Raw genomic sequence first — 17,685 nt, 5'->3', positions numbered from 1 at the left:
TCATAACACAAGGGACAGGCCGTAGGTCAGGCCGAAGGCGACCAGCGAAATCAGGGTCTCGAGTACGGTCCAGGTCTTGAAGGTCTGGATGACCGTCATATTGAAGTATTCCTTGATCAGCCAGAAGCCGCCGTCGTTCACGTGGGAAAAGATCACCGAGCCTGCACCGGTCGCCAACACCAGCAATTCAGGGTGTGGATAACCCAGGCCCAAGGCGACCGGCGCGACCACCCCGGACGCGGTGGTCATGGCCACCGTGGCCGAGCCGGTGGCGACGCGCATCAGCGCGGCGAACAGCCAGCCCATCACCAGCGGCGACAACTGGAACGCATGGGCCAGGCCAAGGATTTCATGAGTAACACCAGCGTCCACCAGGATGCGATTCAAACCACCGCCCGCGCCCACCAGCAAGGTAATGCTGGCGGTCGGCGCCAGGCATTCGTTGGTGAACTTGAGGATCGACTCGCGGTTGAAGCCCTGGGCCAGGCCCAAGGTCCAGAAACTCACCAGGGTCGCCACCAACAGGGCGATCACCGAGTTGCCGATAAACAACAGGAACTGGTTGAAACCGCTGCCCGGCGTAGAAATCACGCTGGCCCAGCCGCCGATCATCATCAGCACCACCGGCAACAGGATAGTGCCCATGGTCAGCGCAAAGCTGGGCAGGCGTGTACGCGGTTCACGCTCGATGAACTGGCGCTCCAGCGGATTTTCCGCCGGCAACTGAATGTGCGGCACGATGAACTTGGCGTAGACGGGCCCGGCAATGATCGCCGTGGGGATGCCAATCAAAATCGCATACAGCACCGTCTGCCCGACCGAGGCGTTATAGGCCAGCACCGCCATCATTGCCGCCGGGTGCGGCGGCACCAACGCATGCACCACCGACAGGCCGGCGACCATCGGCAGCCCGACCATCAGGATCGACACGCCCACGCGTCGCGCCACGGTAAAGGCAATCGGCACCAGCAGTACAAAGCCGACCTCGAAAAACAGCGGCAACCCCACCAGAAACGCAATACACACCATCGCCCAGTGTGCATTGCGCTCACCGAAGCGGTTGATCAGCGTGCGCGCCACCTGCTCAGCGCCGCCCGACTCGGCCATCATCTTGCCGAGCATGGTGCCCAGCGCCACCACCAGGGCGATATGCCCCAGGGTCTTGCCGACACCCGCCTCGTACGAGCCCATGATGGTGTCCGCCGGCATCCCGGCCATCAGCGCCAGGCCGATGGACACCAGGGTAATCACGATAAAGGGGTTGAGTCGGTAGCGTGCAATCAGCACGATCAATGCAATGATGGCGATGGCAGCGTATGCCAACAGCCCGAAGCCCGGTGATGCGGCCATGCGGTACTCCTCGGAAAGGGTCACGTCGAATTGGTTGTGAAACTCATAAATCATTCCCGAGGAGTATTTTCAATTTTCATGAAAGTAATTTTCGCCCACGGATAAGCGCTGTCGCTTGGGGATACGCCCGACGCAAGCCGATGAAAATTCGGGGGGTGTTCTTACATGAAGATCAGAGAAGGCGGAAACTCAATCGCTGCCCTTGAGTCATAGAATGCGCATCCATTGCCCAGGAACCCGCTCATGATTCGCACCACAATTGCCGCCAGCGTCCTGCTCTTGTGCGGCAGCGCTTATGCCGCCGACAACCCAGCCTTGAAAAAATGCATGGACAGCGCCAATACCACCGCCGACATGGTCAATTGCAACGCCAGGCAAACCAAGGTGCAGGACGACCGCCTGAACCGCGCCTACAAGACCGCCCTCGCCGCCCAGGAAGGCCCGCGCAAACAACAACTGCAAGACGTGCAGCGCTTGTGGATCAAATACCGCGACGCCAACTGCGCCTTCGCAGGCAGCGCCACCGGCGGCACGATTGATCAGGTAAACGGCTCAGGCTGCGTGCTGGACATGACCCAGACCCGCGCCCAGGAACTGGAAGACCTGGTCGGCCCGTAACTGCTACAGCTCCCCCCCCTGTGGCGAGGGAGCTTGCTCCCGCTGGGCTGCGCAGCGGCCCCAAAATCCTGGGCGCGCTTCGCACGCCAGCGGGAGCAAGCTCCCTCGCCACAGGGGCTCAATCAGTCGTGATGAACCTTGGCGCGCTTGAGCAGTTTTTTGCAGCGCTCGGACAAATGCAGCACCCGCAGGTGCTTGCCAGCCTTGGTGTAGCGCTCGCGCAGGGTCATCAGGGCGGCAATCGCCGAATAGTCGACAAAGCTCAGGTGACGGCAATCCAGTGTGACCTGGGCCGGATCGTTGGCCGGGTCGAACTGATTCAAAAACGGTGTGGTCGAGGCGAAGAACAACGTGCCATGCAGCCGATAGAGCTTGCTGCCATCGGCTTCCAGGTGTTCATCAGCGTACAGCTCCCGCGCCTGCTGCCAGGCAAAATTCAGCGCGGCGATGACGATACCGCACAGTACGGCGGTGGCCAGGTCGGTGAACACCGTAATGATCGTCACCGCCATGATCACCAGCACATCATTGAGCGGCGCCTTGTTGATCACCCGCAACGATGCCCAGGCGAAGGTCTGTTGCGACACCACGAACATCACGCCCACCAACGCCGCCAGCGGGATTCGCTCGATCAGTGGCGACAGAAACAGAATGAACAACAGAATCATCACCCCGGCAAATACCCCGGAGAAACGCCCACGCCCGCCGGAGCTGAGGTTGATCACGGTTTGCCCGATCATCGCGCAACCACCCATGCCGCCAAACAGGCCCGAGACCATATTCGCCGCGCCCAGGGCCACGCTTTCGCGGTCAGGATAACCACGGGTCTCGGTGATTTCGTCGGTGAGGTTGAGGGTCAGCAAGGTTTCCAACAGGCCAACCATCGCCATCAAAAACGCGTAGGGCGCGATGATGCCGAGGGTTTCCAGGGTCCAGGGGATTTGCGGCAGGGCGAAAGTCGGCAAACCACCGGCGATGTGCGCCATATCGCCCAAGGTGCGGGTCGGCAGGCCAAGCAGGTACACCGCCAGGCCCACACCCAGAATCGCCACCAGCGCTGGCGGTACGGCACGGGTCAGGCGGGGCAACAGATACACAATGGCCATGGTCGCCGCCACCAGCCCGGCCATCACGTACAGCGGCGTGCCGCTGAGCCAGGTTTCACCGCTCTTGAAATGCTCCAGTTGCGCCAGCGCAATGATGATCGCCAGGCCGTTGACGAAGCCGAGCATCACCGAATGCGGCACCATGCGTACCAGCTTGCCCAGGCGCAGCAGGCCGAAAGCGACCATGATCAACCCGCCCAGCAACACCGTCGCCAGCAAATACTCCACGCCGTGCTGTACCACCAGCGCGACGATCACCACTGCCATGGAGCCTGCCGCGCCCGAGACCATGCCCGGGCGGCCGCCGAACAACGCGGTGAGGGTGCAAATGATGAAAGCACCGTAGAGGCCCATCAGCGGGTTGAGATGGGCCACCAGCGCAAAGGCGATGCATTCGGGCAGCAAGGCGAAAGACGTGGTGAGGCCGGCCAGGGCGTCGGCGCGCAGACGGGTGAGCTTCATGGAGTACCAGGGAAGTGCGGGGGATAAGGCGGGGAATGGTACGGAATTGCGGCGGGTGGGGCTAGTGAAGTGTCAGGTCTGATGTACCGAGTCGCTCCTTTCGCAGGCAAGCCAGCTCCCACATTTGAATCTATTCACAGATCCAAATGTGGGAGCAGGCTTGCCTGCGAAGGCCGCACCGCGGTGCTAAGCGAACATCACACCATCTCGTTGCGAATCCACTCCACCACCGAGGTGCGCTTTGGCGTCCACCCCAACAGTTCACGGGCGTGTTTGCCGCGCACTCGGCTATTGGAGCCCAACCCGTAGTTGGCCATTTCATAGCCCCACTCGGCCTCAGCCTCGGCCAATGGCCAATCTTGTGGCTCGCCCAGGTTCAGCGCTTGGGCAATCGCCGTGGTCATGTCGATGAATGCTGCTTCGCTGCTTTCCACAAAGTAGAAGGTACCCGGGACGTTTTTGGTCAGCGCCAGCAGATACAGGGCGGCCACATCTTCAATGTGCACGTTGGACCAGATGTTCTGCCCGCTGCCCACATGGCGCACTACTCCGCTTTTGCGCGCCTGCTTGAGCAAGCGCGGCAATTGCACGCTGTCACGCTTCACGCCCAAGCTGTGGCCGTAGATCAGGGTGTTGCAGATCACCGCCGAATTCACACCGTCATTGGCCGCCGCGAGGATCAGGTTGTCGATCGCCACGCGTGCGGCCTTGTCGACGGTCGGCTCAGGCAGGTTGTCTTCAAAGTAGATGACTTCACTGGCTTTACCGCCCGACGCATCGCCGACGATGCTCGACCCGCTGGTGTGCAGGAACGGCTTGTTTGAGCCTTTCAAGGCGGCCAGCAAAGTTTGCACGGCGCCGCGGTGGTCGCTGCTGGCGGCGTTGATCACTGCATCGGCCTTCTGCGCCTGCTCGGTCAATACCGCTGCGTCGTCGAGGTTGCCGATCACCGGCGTGATGCCCAGGGCAGTCATTTCGGCGGCTTGCTCGGCATTGCGCACGAGGCCGGTGACGTGATGGCCGGCGTTGACCAGGCCGGTGGCGATCGAACCGCCGATAAACCCTGCTGCACCGGTAACGAATACATTCATGGAGGTTGCTCCTGACTGGGTAAGTGATGCGCCCAGTATCCAGCCCCCACGGCTGCCGAATAAGCCCGTGCGACCCAATTCACTCTTGCGCTCAGGTCACGAATCAGCGCGCATACCGCGCCAGCTTGGCCTGAATAAAGTCCAGGAAGCACTGGATGCGTAGCGCCAATTGCGAGTTGCGATAGAACACCGCGTGGATCGGCTGGCGATAACCGCTGTTGAACACCTCCAACATGGGCACCAGGCGGCCGGCGTCGATGTCAGCGACGGTCATGAAATTCGACAGGCAACAAATGCCCTGCCCCTGCAGCGCTAACTGACGCACGGTTTCGCCACTGGAGGCGCTGACGCTGGGCTGAATCAGCCAGCGGTCACCTTCGCCGTGACGCAGCGGCCAGTGGTTGAGGGTCTCGGTGTGGGTGAAGCCCAGTAAGGTGTGATCAGCCAACTCGGCAACGGTCGTCGGCGTGCCGTATTGCTTGAGGTAGCCGGGGCTGGCCAGGACATGCAGCGGCGTGCTGCCCAGGAAACGCGCATGCAGGGTCGAGTCGGCAAGAGCGCCGATGCGAATGGCGATGTCGGTGCTTTGCTCCAGCAGGTCGATGATCAAATCATCGCTGTTGAGCTCCAACTGGATATCCGGGTAGAGGCTGCGAAATTCGGCGATGTACGGCACGACCCCATGCAGCATGAACGGCACGGCGGCATTGATACGCAGGCGGCCGGCCGGTTTTTTCTGGCGCGATGACAGGCGCTCTTCCAGCTCATCCATCTGCGCCAGGATCAGCTTGGCCTGCTCGAAGAAGTACTTGCCCTCCTCGGTCAGGTCCATGCGCCGCGTGGTGCGGTTGATCAAAGTGGTGTCGAGCTTGGCTTCCAGGCGCGACAAGGTGCGGCTGACTGCCGATGGCGTTTGCCCGACCTTTTCGGCGGCGGCCGAAATCGAGCCGCATTCAATCACGCTGACGAAGATCTGTAGCTCATCGGAACGGGCTTTCACGGGCGGTCCTTCATTTATCGGCTGACACGTGCCCGCTCATTATTAACCAGCCAGCAACAAATGGCCTCCCAACAACGCCATGCCGGTAAAAAATCCACGTTTGAACCACAGCGCACTAATGCGTCGGCGCACCACCTGACCCAGCCACATCCCCAGCAAGGCTGGCACCAACGCCAGCAATGACGCGCCCATTTCACCGCCGCCCAGAGCCCCGCGCCAGGCCAGCCCGGCGGCCAGCGCCAGTGTCGACACGGTGAACGACAACCCCAGCGCCTGCACCAACTGATCACGACTCAAGCCCAGCGCCTGCAGATACGGCACCGCAGGGATCACGAAGACACCGGTGGCCGAGGTGATGATGCCGGTGATCACCCCACACAAGGGGCCCAGCCAGTGCTCGGTCCGAGGCGCAACCTTGAAGGTCGGCAGGAATAACCCGCTCAGCGCATACACCAGTAAAGCCGCGCCCAGGGCACGCACCACCCAAGGCCCGCTCCCCATGCCCAGCCACAAGGTGCCCAGCCCGGTGCCGAGGAAGATCAGCAACAGCATCGGCCACAGGCGTTTGAGCAAGACATCCAAGTGCCCGCCAAAGGACAGTTGCCAGAGGTTGGTCACCGTCGAAGGAATGATCAGCAATACCGCAGCCTGCGCCGGCAGCATAGCCAGGCCAAGCATGCCCATGGCTACAGTGGGCAAGCCCAGGCCGATGACGCCCTTGACCGTACCGGCCAGCAGGAAGGTGATGATGACCAGCGCGGTCAGGGCGGGGCCGAGGTTTTGGTAGAACGCGAGGAAGGTATTCATGCACCGATTGTGCAGGGCTGGAGAGTGGCTGAAAATTCGCCATATACTGAGGTAGCCTCTTGTTTTGTGTGAGGCTGATGACGCTATCGCAGGCAAGCCAGCTCCCACATTTGAATGTATTCACAATTCAAAGTGTGGGAGCTGGCTTGCCTGCGATGAGGCCCTTCCAGTCACTGGGAAACTTCATGCACTTTGACCTCTTCGACCTGCGCCTCTACCTGCACATCCTGGACACCGGCAATATCACCGCCGGCGCGGCCCGCAGCCACCTGTCCCTGGCTGCCGCCAGCGCACGCATCCGAGCCATGGAGTCTTCACTGGGCATCGCGTTTCTCGAGCGCGGCCGCCGTGGCGTGACCCCGACACCCGCGGGCAAAGCCCTGGCGCGGCATGCTCGCCTGCTGTTGCAGCAGGCCGACCATCTGCAGCAAGACCTGGCCGAATACGCCAATGGCTTCAAAGGCCAGGTACGCCTGCTGTGCAATACCACCGCCCTTAGCGAGTACCTGCCTGAACTGCTCGCGCAGTTTTTGCGCGAGCACCCCAACCTCGATATCGACCTGCAAGAGTTGCCCAGCCTGCGCATCACACACGCCTTGCGCCAGGGTACGGCGGACCTGGGGATTATTTCCGATGCGGTAGACACCCACGGCTTGCAGACCCTGGCGTTTCGCGACGACCCGCTGGTGCTGATCATGCCCCTGGACCACCCGTTGACCAGCGCGAGTTTTATCGAGAGCTTGCAATACGACTACGTGGGCCTGGCGGCCAACAGCGCGTTGGCGGTTTACCTGGAAGAACAGGCACTGCACGCAGGCTTTCGCTTGCAGACGCGCATTCGCGCCGACGGTTTTGATGGGGTGATTCGCATGGTCGCCGGCGGCGCGGGCCTGGGCATCGTGCCTCAGGCCGCCTTGGCGCGCTGGCCATCAGAACGTCGTTTCAAGGCCCACCCCCTGCAAGAGGAGTGGGCCTGCCGCAAACTGCTGTTATGCGCACGCTCGTTCGAACAATTGCCGGGCTATGCCAGGGCTTTGTTCGAGGCCTTGGCCCTGCCCTTGCGGAAGAACCCGTAATACACAGCCGATAGAATCAGCAGGAACGGCACGCCAAACACCAGTGTCATCTTGAAGGCGTCGGTGAAATAGGTGGTGATCATCACCGCCCCCATCAGCACCAACCCCAGCAACGTGCTGTAGGGAAACAGGCGCAACTGGAACGACAACTTCGCCCCGCCATGACGCTTGCGATAGCGACGGAAAAACAGGTGAGTGAGGAAGATCATGAACCAGGTGAAGATTGCGCCAAACATCGAGATCGCCATCATCAGGGTGAACGAACTTTCCGGGTACACCACGTTGAGCAACGTCGCCAGGGCAATGCCCGAGCTGGACAGCAGCAATGCGTTGAGCGGGATGCCGTTCTTGCTCAGCGCGCCCATGGACTTGGGCGCAAAACCAGCGCGCGACAGGCTGAACATCATGCGCGTGGTGATGTAGAGCTGACTGTTCATGGCCGACAGCGCCGCGATCAGGATCACGAAATTCATCACCCCGGTGGCACCGGGAATGCCGATGGTCTGCATCACTGTGACAAACGGGCTCTGGGCCTGGCCGGCCTGGTTCCACGGTACGATGGCGAGCATCAGCGCCAGGGTCAGCAGATAGAACACCACCAGCCGCACGATGGTAGCGCGGAAGGCTTTCTTCACTGCCTGCTCCGGGTCGGCGGCTTCACCGGCGGCCACGGCGATCATCTCGACACTGAGGTAGCTGAAGATCGACACGATCACCGCGATCCACATGCCACTCAAGCCATGGGGGAAAAAGCCGTCGTGGGCCGTGTAGTTCTGCACCCCGTAGTCAGGGTTACCGGAGCCGAACACCACATACACCGCCAGGATGATGAAACCGACAATGGCGCTGATCTTGATCGTCGAGAACCAGTATTCGAAGTTGCCGAAGGTCTTCACGCTGATCGCATTGAGCAGGATCAGCACACTGGAAAACGACACGATCCACACCCACTCCGGCACGTTGGCGAACCAGTACTTCATGTACATAGCCACCGCCGTGACCTCGGCCCCCACCGCCAACACAATCGCCGCCCAGTAGGCATATCGCACCAGGAACCCGGCCAACGGGCTGATGTAGAACTCGGCGTAAGCGCCAAAGGAGCCGGAGGTGGAATGGGCCACCGTCATCTCCGCCAGGCAGCCCATCAGCAGCAAGGTAATCAACGCACCGATGGCGTAGCTCACCAGCACGCTCGGCCCGGCATAACCGATGGCGTAGGCGCTGCCCATGAACAGCCCGGTGCCGATGGCGCCACCGATGGCGATCATGCTCATCTGGCCGGAAGTGAGCTGGCGCCTCAGGCCCAGTTCACGGTGGGTAATCTCTGCAAAGCCGTTGTCTGGCGTGGTCACTGGTGTGCCCCTTTATTATTGTGATAGTGGCTGACGCTGAACCTGTGGGAGCTGGCTTGCCTGCGATAACGGTAGTGAATGCACCGACGCTGTCGCAGGCCGCCAGCTCCCACATTTGATCTGTGTTGCCCTTAAGTAACGCTGTTGCGGACTTTGAATTGCGGCTGGTCCCAGGTGCGCTTGTCGAGAATTTCACCGAGGATTTCCACGGCGTCCCACACTTCGGTAAAGCTGGTGTACAGCGGCGTGAAACCAAAGCGCATGATCCGCGGTTCACGGTAATCGCCGATCACGCCTCGGGCGATCAAGGCCTGGATCACCGCGTAACCTTCGGGGTGTTCAAAGCTGACGTGGCTGCCGCGCCGGGCGTGTTCACGCGGGGTGATCAGTTCCAGGCCGTGGGCGGCGCAGCGGCTTTCGACCAACGCGATAAACAGGTCGGTCAAGGCCAGGGATTTGCGGCGCAGGCTGGCCATGTCGGTCTGGGCGAAAATCTCCAGGCCGCATTCCACCATGGCCAACGAGGTAATCGGCTGCGTACCGCAGAGGTAGCGGGCAATGCCGGCGCTGGGGGCGTAGGTGGACTCCATGGCGAACTGCCGGGTATGCCCGAACCACCCGGACAACGGCTGGCGCACCACATCCACCAACGCCGGGTTGACCCACACAAACGCCTGGGAGCCCGGGCCGCCGTTGAGGTATTTGTAGGTGCAGCCAATCGCATAATCCGCGCCGGCCTGGTGTAAATCGACAGGCACCGCGCCCGCCGAATGCGCCAGGTCCCAGATGCTCAGCGCGCCGCACTCGTGGCTCAGTGCGGTCAGGGCCGCCATGTCATACATGTAGCCGGTCTTGTAGTTGACGTGGGTGAGCATCACCACCGCCACGTCCGCATCGATGGCCTGGGGCAGTTCGGCCGGGCTGTTCACCAGGCGCAGGGAATAGCCTTGTTGCAGCAGTTCGGCCAAGCCTTCGGCGATGTACAAGTCGGTGGGAAAGTTGCTCGCTTCGCTGACGATGACCTTGCGCGCAGGTGTACGTTGGCGCTGCACACTCAAGGCGGCGCTGAGCACTTTGAACAGGTTGATCGAGGTGGTATCGGTGATCACCACCTCGCCCTCACGCGCACCGATCAACGGCGCCAGACGGTTGCCCAGGCGCAGGGACAAATCCGCCCAGCCGGCGCTGTTCCAGCTACGAATCAAGCCATTGCCCCACTCCTCGGCGATCACCTGTTGTGCCCGCTCCAGCGCCGCCACCGGGCGAGCGCCGAGGGAGTTGCCGTCGAGGTAGATCACACCCTCGGGCAAGGCAAATTGGGCACGCAGGGGGGCCAACGGGTCCTGGGCGTCGAGGGCTTGGCAATGGCTTCGAGTGGTCATGGGTCGTCCTGGTTTTTATAAGGGAGGCTGGACCAAATAATGAACGAACTTTTAGAGAATTTTCGTGCAAAGTGATGGGCAAAGGGCTATTTAAGCTGTAGAAAATTCGAATTTGACCTCCAAACACGCGGATATCTTCCAAGCATGATTCTCGACGCTACCGACCTGCGCCTCCTGCATTTCCTGCAACAGGATGGCCGCATCAGCAACCAGGAACTGGCGGAAAAAGTCGCGCTGTCGCCGTCTGCATGCCTGCGCCGTTTGCGCCTGCTGGAGAGCGAGGGAATCATCAGCGGCTACCGCGCGGTATTGAACGCCGAGCAGTTGGGGATCGAGCTGGAAGCCATCGTGCACCTGTCGTTGCGCCAGGATGTGGAGGACTGGCATGAGACGTTCATCAAGAAGGTGCAAGGCTGGCCGGAGGTGGCGAGCGCCTATGTGATCACCGGCGCCAGCAACTATGTGCTGCGGGTGCAGGCGCGCAACCTCAAGCACTTTTCGGACTTTATCGTGAACCACCTGAACCGCACGGCGGGGGTGATGGATATCCGTTCGGAGATCGTGCTGCAGAAGATCAAGGACCGGGATGAGGTGTTGGACCTGGTCGTGCGCAAATAACACAAACACCCCAAAACCAATGTGGGAGCTGGCTTGCCTGCGATAGCGGTGGTGAATGTTCCACCGCTATCGCAGGCAAGCCAGCTCCCACAGTTGACCGAGTTGATCAGTCTTCCAGAGCACGCACTCGTTGCATGCGCTGCTGTTCTATTGGCGCATCCGCCACCTGCAACTCGAAGTCAAAATCAATCTGCGCAAACCGCCCTTGCACACCAAACTCTCGCGCCAGTTGTGAGTCGTCGCTGAAGCGAATTTCGGCAATCAGTTCATCGCGGGTGGCATAGGCGAAGTCATCATGCAGGTACGGGTCATCCGACAGGTTGATCTGCGTGGTCAGGTGCCGGTGCCCAGGCGCCGAGATGAAGAAGTGGATATGCGCCGGCCGCTGCCCGTGGCGCCCGAGTTGGTCGAGCAACTGTTGCGTCGGCCCGCTCGGTGGGCAGCCGTAGCCTGAAGGGACGATGCTGCGAAAACGGTAGTTGCCCTGGGCGTCGGTCTCGATGCGCCGGCGCAGGTTGAACTCAGACTGCGTCGGGTCGAACCACGAATAAGTGCCGCCGGTATTGGCCTGCCACACATCGACAATCGCCCCTGCCAACGGCTTGCCCTCGGTATCGCGTACTTGCCCGCGCATGAACAACGGCACCGCGTCGTCCTTACCATCATCCAGCCGCGCCTCGTACTTGGACAACGGCGCGCCGGCCACATACAACGGGCCTTCGATGGTGCGCGGTGTACCGCCGGACTTGCCTGCCTGCTCATCGGCGGCGTCCATCAACAGGTCCAGATAATGCTCCAGGCCCAGGCCGGCAGCGAGTAGACCGGCCTCCTGGTTTTTGCCCAGTTCATTGAGGTAGTTGACCGCCTTCCAGAATTCTTCCGGGGTCACTTCCAGGTCTTCGATGATGTTCACGGTGTCGCGCAGGATCCGGTAAATCAGCGCCTTGGTACGTGGGTTGCCCGCGTCATTGAGGTTGCCGCTGGCTTCTTCGAGAAACTGTTGGGCGTGGGCAGTCTGGGACAGGCGGATGGACATGGTGCATTCCTCATCTTGTAGTTATAGGTGCAAGCCGGCTCAGCGGTCGTCCGCATGGATCGACGACGGATGGCGGCACAGCGCGTTCACTTCGATGGCCATGTAGGGGAACAACGGCAGTTGCATCAGCAGGTCGTGCAGCTCCTGCACGCTGTCGACATCGAACACGCTGAAGTTGGCGTAATGCCCGGCGATGCGCCACAGGTGGCGCCATTTGCCCTCCTCTTGCAGGCGCTGAGCCAAGGCTTTCTCCTCGGCCTTGAGGCTGGCGGCGCGCTCGGGGTGCATGTCGAGGGGCAGGTTCACGGTCATTTTTACGTGGAACAACATGGCTGAGGCCTCTTAGTGTTTGTCACGGCGAAAGAACGCCAGGCGCTCTTCATCGAGCGCCAGGCCCAGGCCCGGCGCGCTGGAAACGTGCAGCTGGAAATCGCGGTACACCGGTGGCTCGGTGAGGATGTCTTCGGTGAGCAACAGCGGGCCGAACAATTCGGTGCCCCACGCCAGAGTGTTCAGCGTGAGAAAGGCATGGGCCGAAGCCAGGGTGCCAATGCCGCCTTCGAGCATGGTGCCGCCGTACAGGCCGATGCCAGCCGCTTCGGCAATCGCCGCCGTGCGCAATGCAGCGCGAGGGCCGCCATTCTTGGCGATCTTGAGGGCGAACACTGTGGCCGAGCCTTCACGCGCCAGGTTGAAGGCGTCTTCGACACATTCGATAGATTCATCGGCCATGATCGGCACGGGGCTCGACAGGTTGAGCCGGGCCATGCCGCCACGGTTGTTGCGTAAGATCGGTTGTTCGATCAGGTCGATACCGTTGTCGCCGAGCACCTTGCACGCCCGCAGGGCGACGGCTTCATCCCAGGCCTGGTTGACGTCGACGCGCACACTGGCGCGCTCGCCCAGGGCTTTTTTGATTGCGATCACATGGGCCAGGTCGCGGCTGACTTCACCGGCGCCGATCTTCAATTTGAAGATGCGATGACGGCGCAGGTCGAGCATTTTTTCGGCCTCGCTGATGTCCTGTTCGGTATTACCGCTGGCCAGGGTCCAGGCCACCGGCAACGCATCACGCACACGCCCACCCAGCAGTTCGCTGACCGGCAGGCCCAGGCGTTTGCCGAGCGCATCGAGCAAGGCGCTTTCGATGCCGGACTTGGCAAAGGTGTTGCCGCGAATACTGCGCTCCAGGCGCAACATCGCCGCGTTGACGTTACTCGCGTCCTGGCCGATCAACAGCGGCGCGAAGTGACAGTCGATGTTGACCTTGATGCTGTCGGGGCTCTCGTTGCCGTAGCTCAGGCCACCGATGGTGGTGGCTTCACCGATGCCTTCGATGCCGTCGGTGCAACGCAGGCGAATGATGACGAGGGTCTGGTTTTGCATCGTGTGCATCGCCAGCTTGTGCGGGCGAAGGGTGGGCAGGTCGACGATGACAGTTTCAATCGACTCGATGGTGCAAATCGGCATGGCAATACCCATTGGGTTCTTTATAAATTTACGTCGATTCTGTTCCGCATTTTTTTGGGCTTCCAATATAGAATTGGTCTCGTGCGATACCCTCAAGGTATGAAAGGAGTCGATATGGAACTGCGTCACTTGCGCTATTTCCAGGTGCTGGGCGAGACCCTCAACTTCACCCGAGCTGCCGAACGCTTGCATATCGCCCAGCCGCCTTTGAGCCGGCAGATTCAGCAACTGGAGGACGAACTCGGGGTGGTGCTGCTGGAGCGCAGCCGGCCCTTGCGGCTGACCGAGGCCGGACGATTTTTCTATGAGCATGCCAGTGTGCTGCTCGAACAACTGGGCAAGGTCTGCGACACCACTCGGCGCATCGGCCAAGGCGAAAAAACCTGGCTGGGCATCGGCTTTGCGCCGTCGACCTTGTATGGCGTGCTGCCGGAGCTGATTCGGCGCCTGCGCACTCACGAGGCCCTGGAGCTGGAGCTGGGTTTGTCGGAGATGACCACTTTGCAGCAGGTCGAAGCGCTCAAGGCTGGCCGCATTGACGTAGGCTTCGGGCGGATTCGCATCGACGATCCGGCCATCGTCCAGCGCGTACTGGTGGAGGACCGCCTGGTAGCAGTGCTGCCCAGTGGTCACCCGTTGCTGGGCGCCCCGGCCACCCTCGCCCAGTTGGCCGGCGAACCCTTTGTGCTCTACCCCGGCAACCCGCGCCCCAGTTATGCCGACCATGTGATCGCGCTGTTCGACGCCCATGGCTTGAGCCTGAAGGTGGCGCAGTGGACCAACGAATTGCAGACCGCTATTGGCCTGGTGGGCGCAGGTATGGGGGTGACGTTGGTGCCGGCGTCGGTGCAGGTGCTGCATCGGGCGGATATTGGCTATACGCCGATTGTGGAGGCCACTGCGACTTCGCCGATCATTCTGAGCCGGCGGGTGAATGACCAGTCGCCGGGGCTGACTCATTGCCTGCAACTGGTTGAAGAGTTGATCTGAGATTCTCCAGGCGCCCCATATTCCATGTGGGAGCTGGCTTGCCTGCGATGGTGGTGGAACAGTTGGCATCGTATTGATCGGCCGACCGCTATCGCAGGCAAGCCAGCTCCCACAGAATGCTTTTCATCCAGTTCAAGTAATGCGCAGGCGCTTGCGTTGCAATGTCTGGCTGGGCGACTCATCGAACAGCTTGCGGTACTCCGCCGAAAACCGCCCCAGGTGCGTAAACCCCCAGCCCAGGGCGATTTCAGAAATAGTGCGCATTGAGCCCTGCTCCAGAATCTCCTGGCGCACCGCCCCCAACCGATGCTTCTTCAGATACGCCATGGGCGACAGTGCGAAGTACTTGCGAAACGCATCGAACAGTTTGAACCGCGACACGCCCGCCGCCGCTTCCAGGTCTTCCAGATGCAGCACTTCACGGGCGTTGTCGTGGATGAATTGCCGCGCACGGATCAAGTAGTGCGGCAGTTTTACCCCCAACACCTCGCGCAACTCTTCAGAGTAGTTATTCGGCTGGGCCAGGATCAGCCCCTTGATCAGCGAGCTTTCCAGGTCACGGGTAAACGCCGCCTGCTCGTACAACTCGTTGCTGCATTCCAGTTCGGCGATGAAGTATCGCGCCATGCGCCACCACGAGGCCGGTGCTCCGTCCACAGCATCCATCACCGACTCAAACCGCAGCGGTGCATCGATGGGCCGTTGCAGCAAACCTTCCAGTGACTCGCTCATCGCCGCGCGGGTGATCACCACCTGCAACTTGCGGCAGTCACCGGAAATCGCCAGCACCTGATGCTCATTGGGTGAAATGATCACGCCCTGGTCGCGGTTGGAACTGAGGCGCTCACCGTTCTTGCTCAGCTCCTGCTCGCCCACCAGCGGCAGGCTCAAGCTGTAGCTGCTGAAGTGCTCGGCGTCTTCGATGTCGATGGTCACATCGGTACCGTACTCGATCACGCCCAGGGTGGTGGCGCGGGATTTGAACACGTTGGCGCTGTGGTGAAAGCGCAGGCGCTCGGGGGTGGCCGTCGCCAGGCGATGGGGCCCGCAGATGCCGGACATCCAGCTGCGCGCGCCTTCCAGGTCGAAGCGTTGAATATGAATATCGCGTGTCTGGCTACTCATCAGGGTGCACCCACGGCGGTTAGGCATTTGCGCGCTCTGGCGGCGCGTCGTTGAACCTCGACAGCAAGTTCCAGGCCACGCCAGCAGCGTGGCCACTGGGTGGATAGTAAGGGTCGACTATGTGGATAAATCCCAGGGTTCTACGACCATCGCCCACCATCACAGTAGCGCATGCCGTCACCTGCGCGCACCGCCATGGGTATTTGCTGCCCAACTTTGCGGCCTGCGTTCCCCCATTAAGCGGATAGCCCGCTACCGCATTGCAGCCGCTTAATGGCTCACCGTTTAGCCATGATCAAAAGGTGCCTCCCATGAGTGGTGCAAGAACCGTCGAGCAGTGGAAATCCTTTATCGAAAGCTGCCTGGACTTTCGCCCGGCAGATGAAGTGTTCCGCATCGCCCGCGACATGTTCACCGAGCCCGAGCTGTTCGACCTGGAGATGGAACTGATCTTCGAGAAAAACTGGATCTACGCCTGCCACGAAAGCGAACTGGCCAATAACCACGACTTCGTGACGATGCGCGCCGGGCGCCAGCCGATGATCATCACCCGTGACGGCGAAGGCCGGCTCAACGCGCTGATCAACGCCTGCCAGCATCGCGGCACTACCCTCACCCGCGTGGGCAAGGGCAACCAATCCACCTTCACCTGCCCGTTCCACGCCTGGTGCTACAAGAGCGATGGACGACTGGTGAAGGTCAAGGCGCCAGGGGAATACCCGGAAGGTTTCGACAAGGCCACCCGCGGCCTGAAAAAAGCGCGCATCGACAGCTACAAGGGCTTTGTGTTTATCAGCCTGGACGTGAACGGCACCAACAGCCTGGAAGATTTCCTGGGCGACGCCAAAGTGTTCTTCGACATGATGGTGGCGCAATCGGCCACCGGTGAGCTGGAAGTGCTGCCGGGCAAGTCCGCCTACACCTACGACGGCAACTGGAAGCTGCAAAACGAAAACGGCCTGGACGGTTATCACGTCAGCACCGTGCACTACAACTACGTGGCCACCGTGCAGCACCGCCAGCAGGTCAACACCGAAAACGGCGCGGGTTCCAGCACGACGCTGGACTACAGCAAGCTCGGCGCCGGCGACGCGAATACCGATGACGGCTGGTTCGCCTTCAATAACGGCCACAGTGTGTTGTTCAGCGACATGCCCAACCCCAGCGTGCGCTCCGGCTACGCCACCATCATGCCGCGCCTGGTAGAAGAACACGGCCAGCAGAAGGCCGAGTGGATGATGCACCGCCTGCGCAACCTGAACATCTACCCCAGCCTGTTCTTCCTCGACCAGATCAGCTCGCAGTTGCGCATCATCCGCCCAGTGGCCTGGAACAAGACCGAGATCATCAGCCAGTGCCTGGGGGTCAAGGGCGAGTCCGACGCCGATCGCGAAAACCGGATCCGCCAGTTCGAAGACTTCTTCAACGTTTCGGGCATGGGCACGCCCGATGACCTGGTGGAGTTTCGCGAAGCCCAGCGCGGCTTCCAGGGCCGTCTGGAACGCTGGAGCGACATCTCACGGGGCAGCCATCGCTGGGAGACCGGGCCGACGCCCAACAGCGAGGCCATTGGCATCCAACCGGCGATGACCGGCACCGAATTCACCCACGAAGGCTTGTACGTCAACCAGCATCGCAACTGGCAGCAGTTCCTGCTCAAGGGTTTGGACCAACGAGCCCTGACACTGCGGGAGGTGAAACGATGAATGCGCAATTGCAGTACCAGATCGAGCAGTTCTTCTACCGCAAATCCGAGCTGTGCGACGCCCAGGACTGGGACGCCTACGTGGAGTTATTTGACCCGCAGAGCGAATTCCACCTGCCGCAATGGGACTCGGAACACGTCTACACCCAAGACCCCAAGCGCGAGATGTCGTTGATCTACTACGCCAACCGTTCGGGCCTGGAAGACCGTGTGTTCCGCCTGCGCACCGGCAAAGCCGCCTCTGCCACGCCGATGCCGCGCACCTTGCACCTGATCAATAACGTACGCATTGCCGAGCAGGCCGACGGCACGCTGGAGGTGCGTTTGAACTGGCACACGTTGTTCTATCGCCTGGCCACGTCCGAGCAGTTCTATGGGCATGCCACGTACCGCCTCAAGCCTGCGGGCGACAGCTGGCTGATCATGCGCAAGCACGCCTTGCTGCTCAACGACACCATCAACTCGGTGCTGGATTTCTATCACCTTTAAAACCAGCA

Annotated in this window: 17 protein-coding genes; 6 read left to right on the top strand and 11 right to left on the bottom strand. The window is 61.0% G+C overall.

Annotated features, from left to right (window positions below):
- The gene (locus JJD66_RS04975; RefSeq protein WP_089042349.1) at positions 1–1,404 is read right to left on the bottom strand and encodes a GntT/GntP/DsdX family permease; all 1,404 of its coding nucleotides are present in this window, start codon (positions 1,402–1,404) and stop codon (positions 1–3) included.
- Between the two features lie 189 nt (positions 1,405–1,593).
- Here JJD66_RS04975 and JJD66_RS04970 point away from each other — a divergent pair, with 189 nt between their 5' ends.
- Positions 1,594–1,968, top strand: coding sequence for a lysozyme inhibitor LprI family protein (locus tag JJD66_RS04970; protein ID WP_089042348.1), 375 nt, complete (start codon positions 1,594–1,596; stop codon positions 1,966–1,968).
- 122 nt (positions 1,969–2,090) lie between these two features.
- Here the strand turns inward: JJD66_RS04970 and JJD66_RS04965 are convergent, their stop codons facing one another.
- From JJD66_RS04965 to JJD66_RS04950, 4 genes are all read right to left on the bottom strand, one after another.
- Positions 2,091–3,536, bottom strand: coding sequence for a SulP family inorganic anion transporter (locus tag JJD66_RS04965; protein ID WP_200647688.1), 1,446 nt, complete (start codon positions 3,534–3,536; stop codon positions 2,091–2,093).
- Between the two features lie 197 nt (positions 3,537–3,733).
- Positions 3,734–4,627 (bottom strand): NAD-dependent epimerase/dehydratase family protein, encoded by an 894-nt coding sequence (locus JJD66_RS04960; protein WP_200647687.1) that lies wholly within the window; start codon positions 4,625–4,627, stop codon positions 3,734–3,736.
- Between the two features lie 103 nt (positions 4,628–4,730).
- The gene (locus tag JJD66_RS04955; protein WP_057975038.1) at positions 4,731–5,627 is read right to left on the bottom strand and encodes a LysR family transcriptional regulator; all 897 of its coding nucleotides are present in this window, start codon (positions 5,625–5,627) and stop codon (positions 4,731–4,733) included.
- A 42-nt stretch (positions 5,628–5,669) separates the two neighbouring features.
- Positions 5,670–6,434 carry a sulfite exporter TauE/SafE family protein gene (locus JJD66_RS04950; protein WP_198714937.1) on the bottom strand — a complete coding sequence of 255 codons (765 nt, stop codon included), beginning with the start codon at positions 6,432–6,434 and terminating at the stop codon, positions 5,670–5,672.
- Between the two features lie 185 nt (positions 6,435–6,619).
- Between JJD66_RS04950 and JJD66_RS04945 the strand changes: the two genes are divergently transcribed.
- Positions 6,620–7,510, top strand: coding sequence for a LysR substrate-binding domain-containing protein (locus JJD66_RS04945; RefSeq protein WP_200647686.1), 891 nt, complete (start codon positions 6,620–6,622; stop codon positions 7,508–7,510).
- On the opposite strand, the gene JJD66_RS04940 is transcribed toward JJD66_RS04945, so the two are convergent.
- Together JJD66_RS04940 and kynU are read right to left on the bottom strand one after the other, a co-directional pair.
- Positions 7,456–8,862, bottom strand: coding sequence for an amino acid permease (locus JJD66_RS04940; RefSeq protein ID WP_014719903.1), 1,407 nt, complete (start codon positions 8,860–8,862; stop codon positions 7,456–7,458). The two genes, JJD66_RS04945 and JJD66_RS04940, sit on opposite strands and share 55 nt — an antisense overlap.
- A gap of 131 nt (positions 8,863–8,993) precedes the next feature.
- Positions 8,994–10,244 carry a kynureninase gene (kynU, locus tag JJD66_RS04935; RefSeq protein ID WP_200647685.1) on the bottom strand — a complete coding sequence of 417 codons (1,251 nt, stop codon included), beginning with the start codon at positions 10,242–10,244 and terminating at the stop codon, positions 8,994–8,996.
- Between the two features lie 144 nt (positions 10,245–10,388).
- Between kynU and JJD66_RS04930 the strand changes: the two genes are divergently transcribed.
- On the top strand, positions 10,389–10,862 hold the full coding sequence (locus JJD66_RS04930; protein ID WP_003176072.1) for an Lrp/AsnC family transcriptional regulator: 474 nt from the start codon (positions 10,389–10,391) through the stop codon (positions 10,860–10,862).
- A 106-nt stretch (positions 10,863–10,968) separates the two neighbouring features.
- On the opposite strand, the gene catA is transcribed toward JJD66_RS04930, so the two are convergent.
- Genes catA through JJD66_RS04915 form a run of 3 tightly spaced genes read right to left on the bottom strand, consistent with a single transcriptional unit; the run spans position 10,969 to position 13,368 of the window.
- The gene (gene catA, locus JJD66_RS04925) at positions 10,969–11,898 is read right to left on the bottom strand and encodes a catechol 1,2-dioxygenase (RefSeq protein ID WP_200647684.1); all 930 of its coding nucleotides are present in this window, start codon (positions 11,896–11,898) and stop codon (positions 10,969–10,971) included.
- Positions 11,899–11,937: 39 nt separating this feature from the next.
- Positions 11,938–12,228, bottom strand: coding sequence for a muconolactone Delta-isomerase (catC, locus tag JJD66_RS04920; RefSeq protein WP_072434982.1), 291 nt, complete (start codon positions 12,226–12,228; stop codon positions 11,938–11,940).
- A 12-nt stretch (positions 12,229–12,240) separates the two neighbouring features.
- Positions 12,241–13,368, bottom strand: a complete 1,128-nt coding sequence (locus tag JJD66_RS04915) for a muconate cycloisomerase family protein (RefSeq protein WP_200647683.1) — start codon at positions 13,366–13,368, stop codon at positions 12,241–12,243.
- A gap of 114 nt (positions 13,369–13,482) precedes the next feature.
- Between JJD66_RS04915 and JJD66_RS04910 the strand changes: the two genes are divergently transcribed.
- Positions 13,483–14,358: a LysR family transcriptional regulator gene (locus JJD66_RS04910; RefSeq protein WP_034128779.1), complete on the top strand. Its 876-nt coding sequence runs from the start codon at positions 13,483–13,485 to the stop codon at positions 14,356–14,358.
- 132 nt (positions 14,359–14,490) lie between these two features.
- Here JJD66_RS04910 and JJD66_RS04905 read toward each other — a convergent pair whose 3' ends face one another.
- The gene (locus JJD66_RS04905; RefSeq protein WP_198715967.1) at positions 14,491–15,483 is read right to left on the bottom strand and encodes an AraC family transcriptional regulator; all 993 of its coding nucleotides are present in this window, start codon (positions 15,481–15,483) and stop codon (positions 14,491–14,493) included.
- 311 nt (positions 15,484–15,794) lie between these two features.
- On the opposite strand from JJD66_RS04905, the gene antA reads away from it, so the two are divergent.
- Positions 15,795–17,189, top strand: a complete 1,395-nt coding sequence (antA, locus tag JJD66_RS04900; RefSeq protein ID WP_198715966.1) for an anthranilate 1,2-dioxygenase large subunit — start codon at positions 15,795–15,797, stop codon at positions 17,187–17,189.
- Entirely contained in the window at positions 17,186–17,677 is a 492-nt protein-coding gene (gene antB, locus JJD66_RS04895) for an anthranilate 1,2-dioxygenase small subunit (RefSeq protein ID WP_198715965.1), read from the top strand. The genes antA and antB overlap by 4 nt, the downstream gene beginning before the upstream one ends.
- Positions 17,678–17,685: the final 8 nt, after the last annotated feature.

The organism is Pseudomonas sp. MF6751 (assembly GCF_016613265.1).
Taxonomy (GTDB): Bacteria; Pseudomonadota; Gammaproteobacteria; order Pseudomonadales; family Pseudomonadaceae; genus Aquipseudomonas; species Aquipseudomonas fluorescens_BV.
The sequence above is the reverse complement of the archived record's forward strand: the minus strand, read 5'-3'. Positions and strand labels throughout refer to the sequence as shown.

Bases quoted from the DNA above. Each gene is read 5' to 3' on its own strand.
- JJD66_RS04905 (WP_198715967.1), bottom strand. From the start codon at position 15,483: ATGAGTAGCCAGACACGCGATATTCATATTCAACGCTTCGACCTGGAA.
- JJD66_RS04970 (WP_089042348.1), top strand. From the start codon at position 1,594: ATGATTCGCACCACAATTGCCGCCAGCGTCCTGCTCTTGTGCGGCAGC.
- JJD66_RS04930 (WP_003176072.1), top strand. From the start codon at position 10,389: ATGATTCTCGACGCTACCGACCTGCGCCTCCTGCATTTCCTGCAACAG.
- kynU (WP_200647685.1), bottom strand. From the start codon at position 10,244: ATGACCACTCGAAGCCATTGCCAAGCCCTCGACGCCCAGGACCCGTTG.
- JJD66_RS04915 (WP_200647683.1), bottom strand. From the start codon at position 13,368: ATGCCGATTTGCACCATCGAGTCGATTGAAACTGTCATCGTCGACCTG.
- JJD66_RS04960 (WP_200647687.1), bottom strand. From the start codon at position 4,627: ATGAATGTATTCGTTACCGGTGCAGCAGGGTTTATCGGCGGTTCGATC.
- JJD66_RS04950 (WP_198714937.1), bottom strand. From the start codon at position 6,434: ATGAATACCTTCCTCGCGTTCTACCAAAACCTCGGCCCCGCCCTGACC.
- antB (WP_198715965.1), top strand. From the start codon at position 17,186: ATGAATGCGCAATTGCAGTACCAGATCGAGCAGTTCTTCTACCGCAAA.
- catA (WP_200647684.1), bottom strand. From the start codon at position 11,898: ATGTCCATCCGCCTGTCCCAGACTGCCCACGCCCAACAGTTTCTCGAA.
- JJD66_RS04910 (WP_034128779.1), top strand. From the start codon at position 13,483: ATGGAACTGCGTCACTTGCGCTATTTCCAGGTGCTGGGCGAGACCCTC.
- JJD66_RS04975 (WP_089042349.1), bottom strand. From the start codon at position 1,404: ATGATTTATGAGTTTCACAACCAATTCGACGTGACCCTTTCCGAGGAG.
- JJD66_RS04945 (WP_200647686.1), top strand. From the start codon at position 6,620: ATGCACTTTGACCTCTTCGACCTGCGCCTCTACCTGCACATCCTGGAC.
- antA (WP_198715966.1), top strand. From the start codon at position 15,795: ATGAGTGGTGCAAGAACCGTCGAGCAGTGGAAATCCTTTATCGAAAGC.
- JJD66_RS04965 (WP_200647688.1), bottom strand. From the start codon at position 3,536: ATGAAGCTCACCCGTCTGCGCGCCGACGCCCTGGCCGGCCTCACCACG.
- catC (WP_072434982.1), bottom strand. From the start codon at position 12,228: ATGTTGTTCCACGTAAAAATGACCGTGAACCTGCCCCTCGACATGCAC.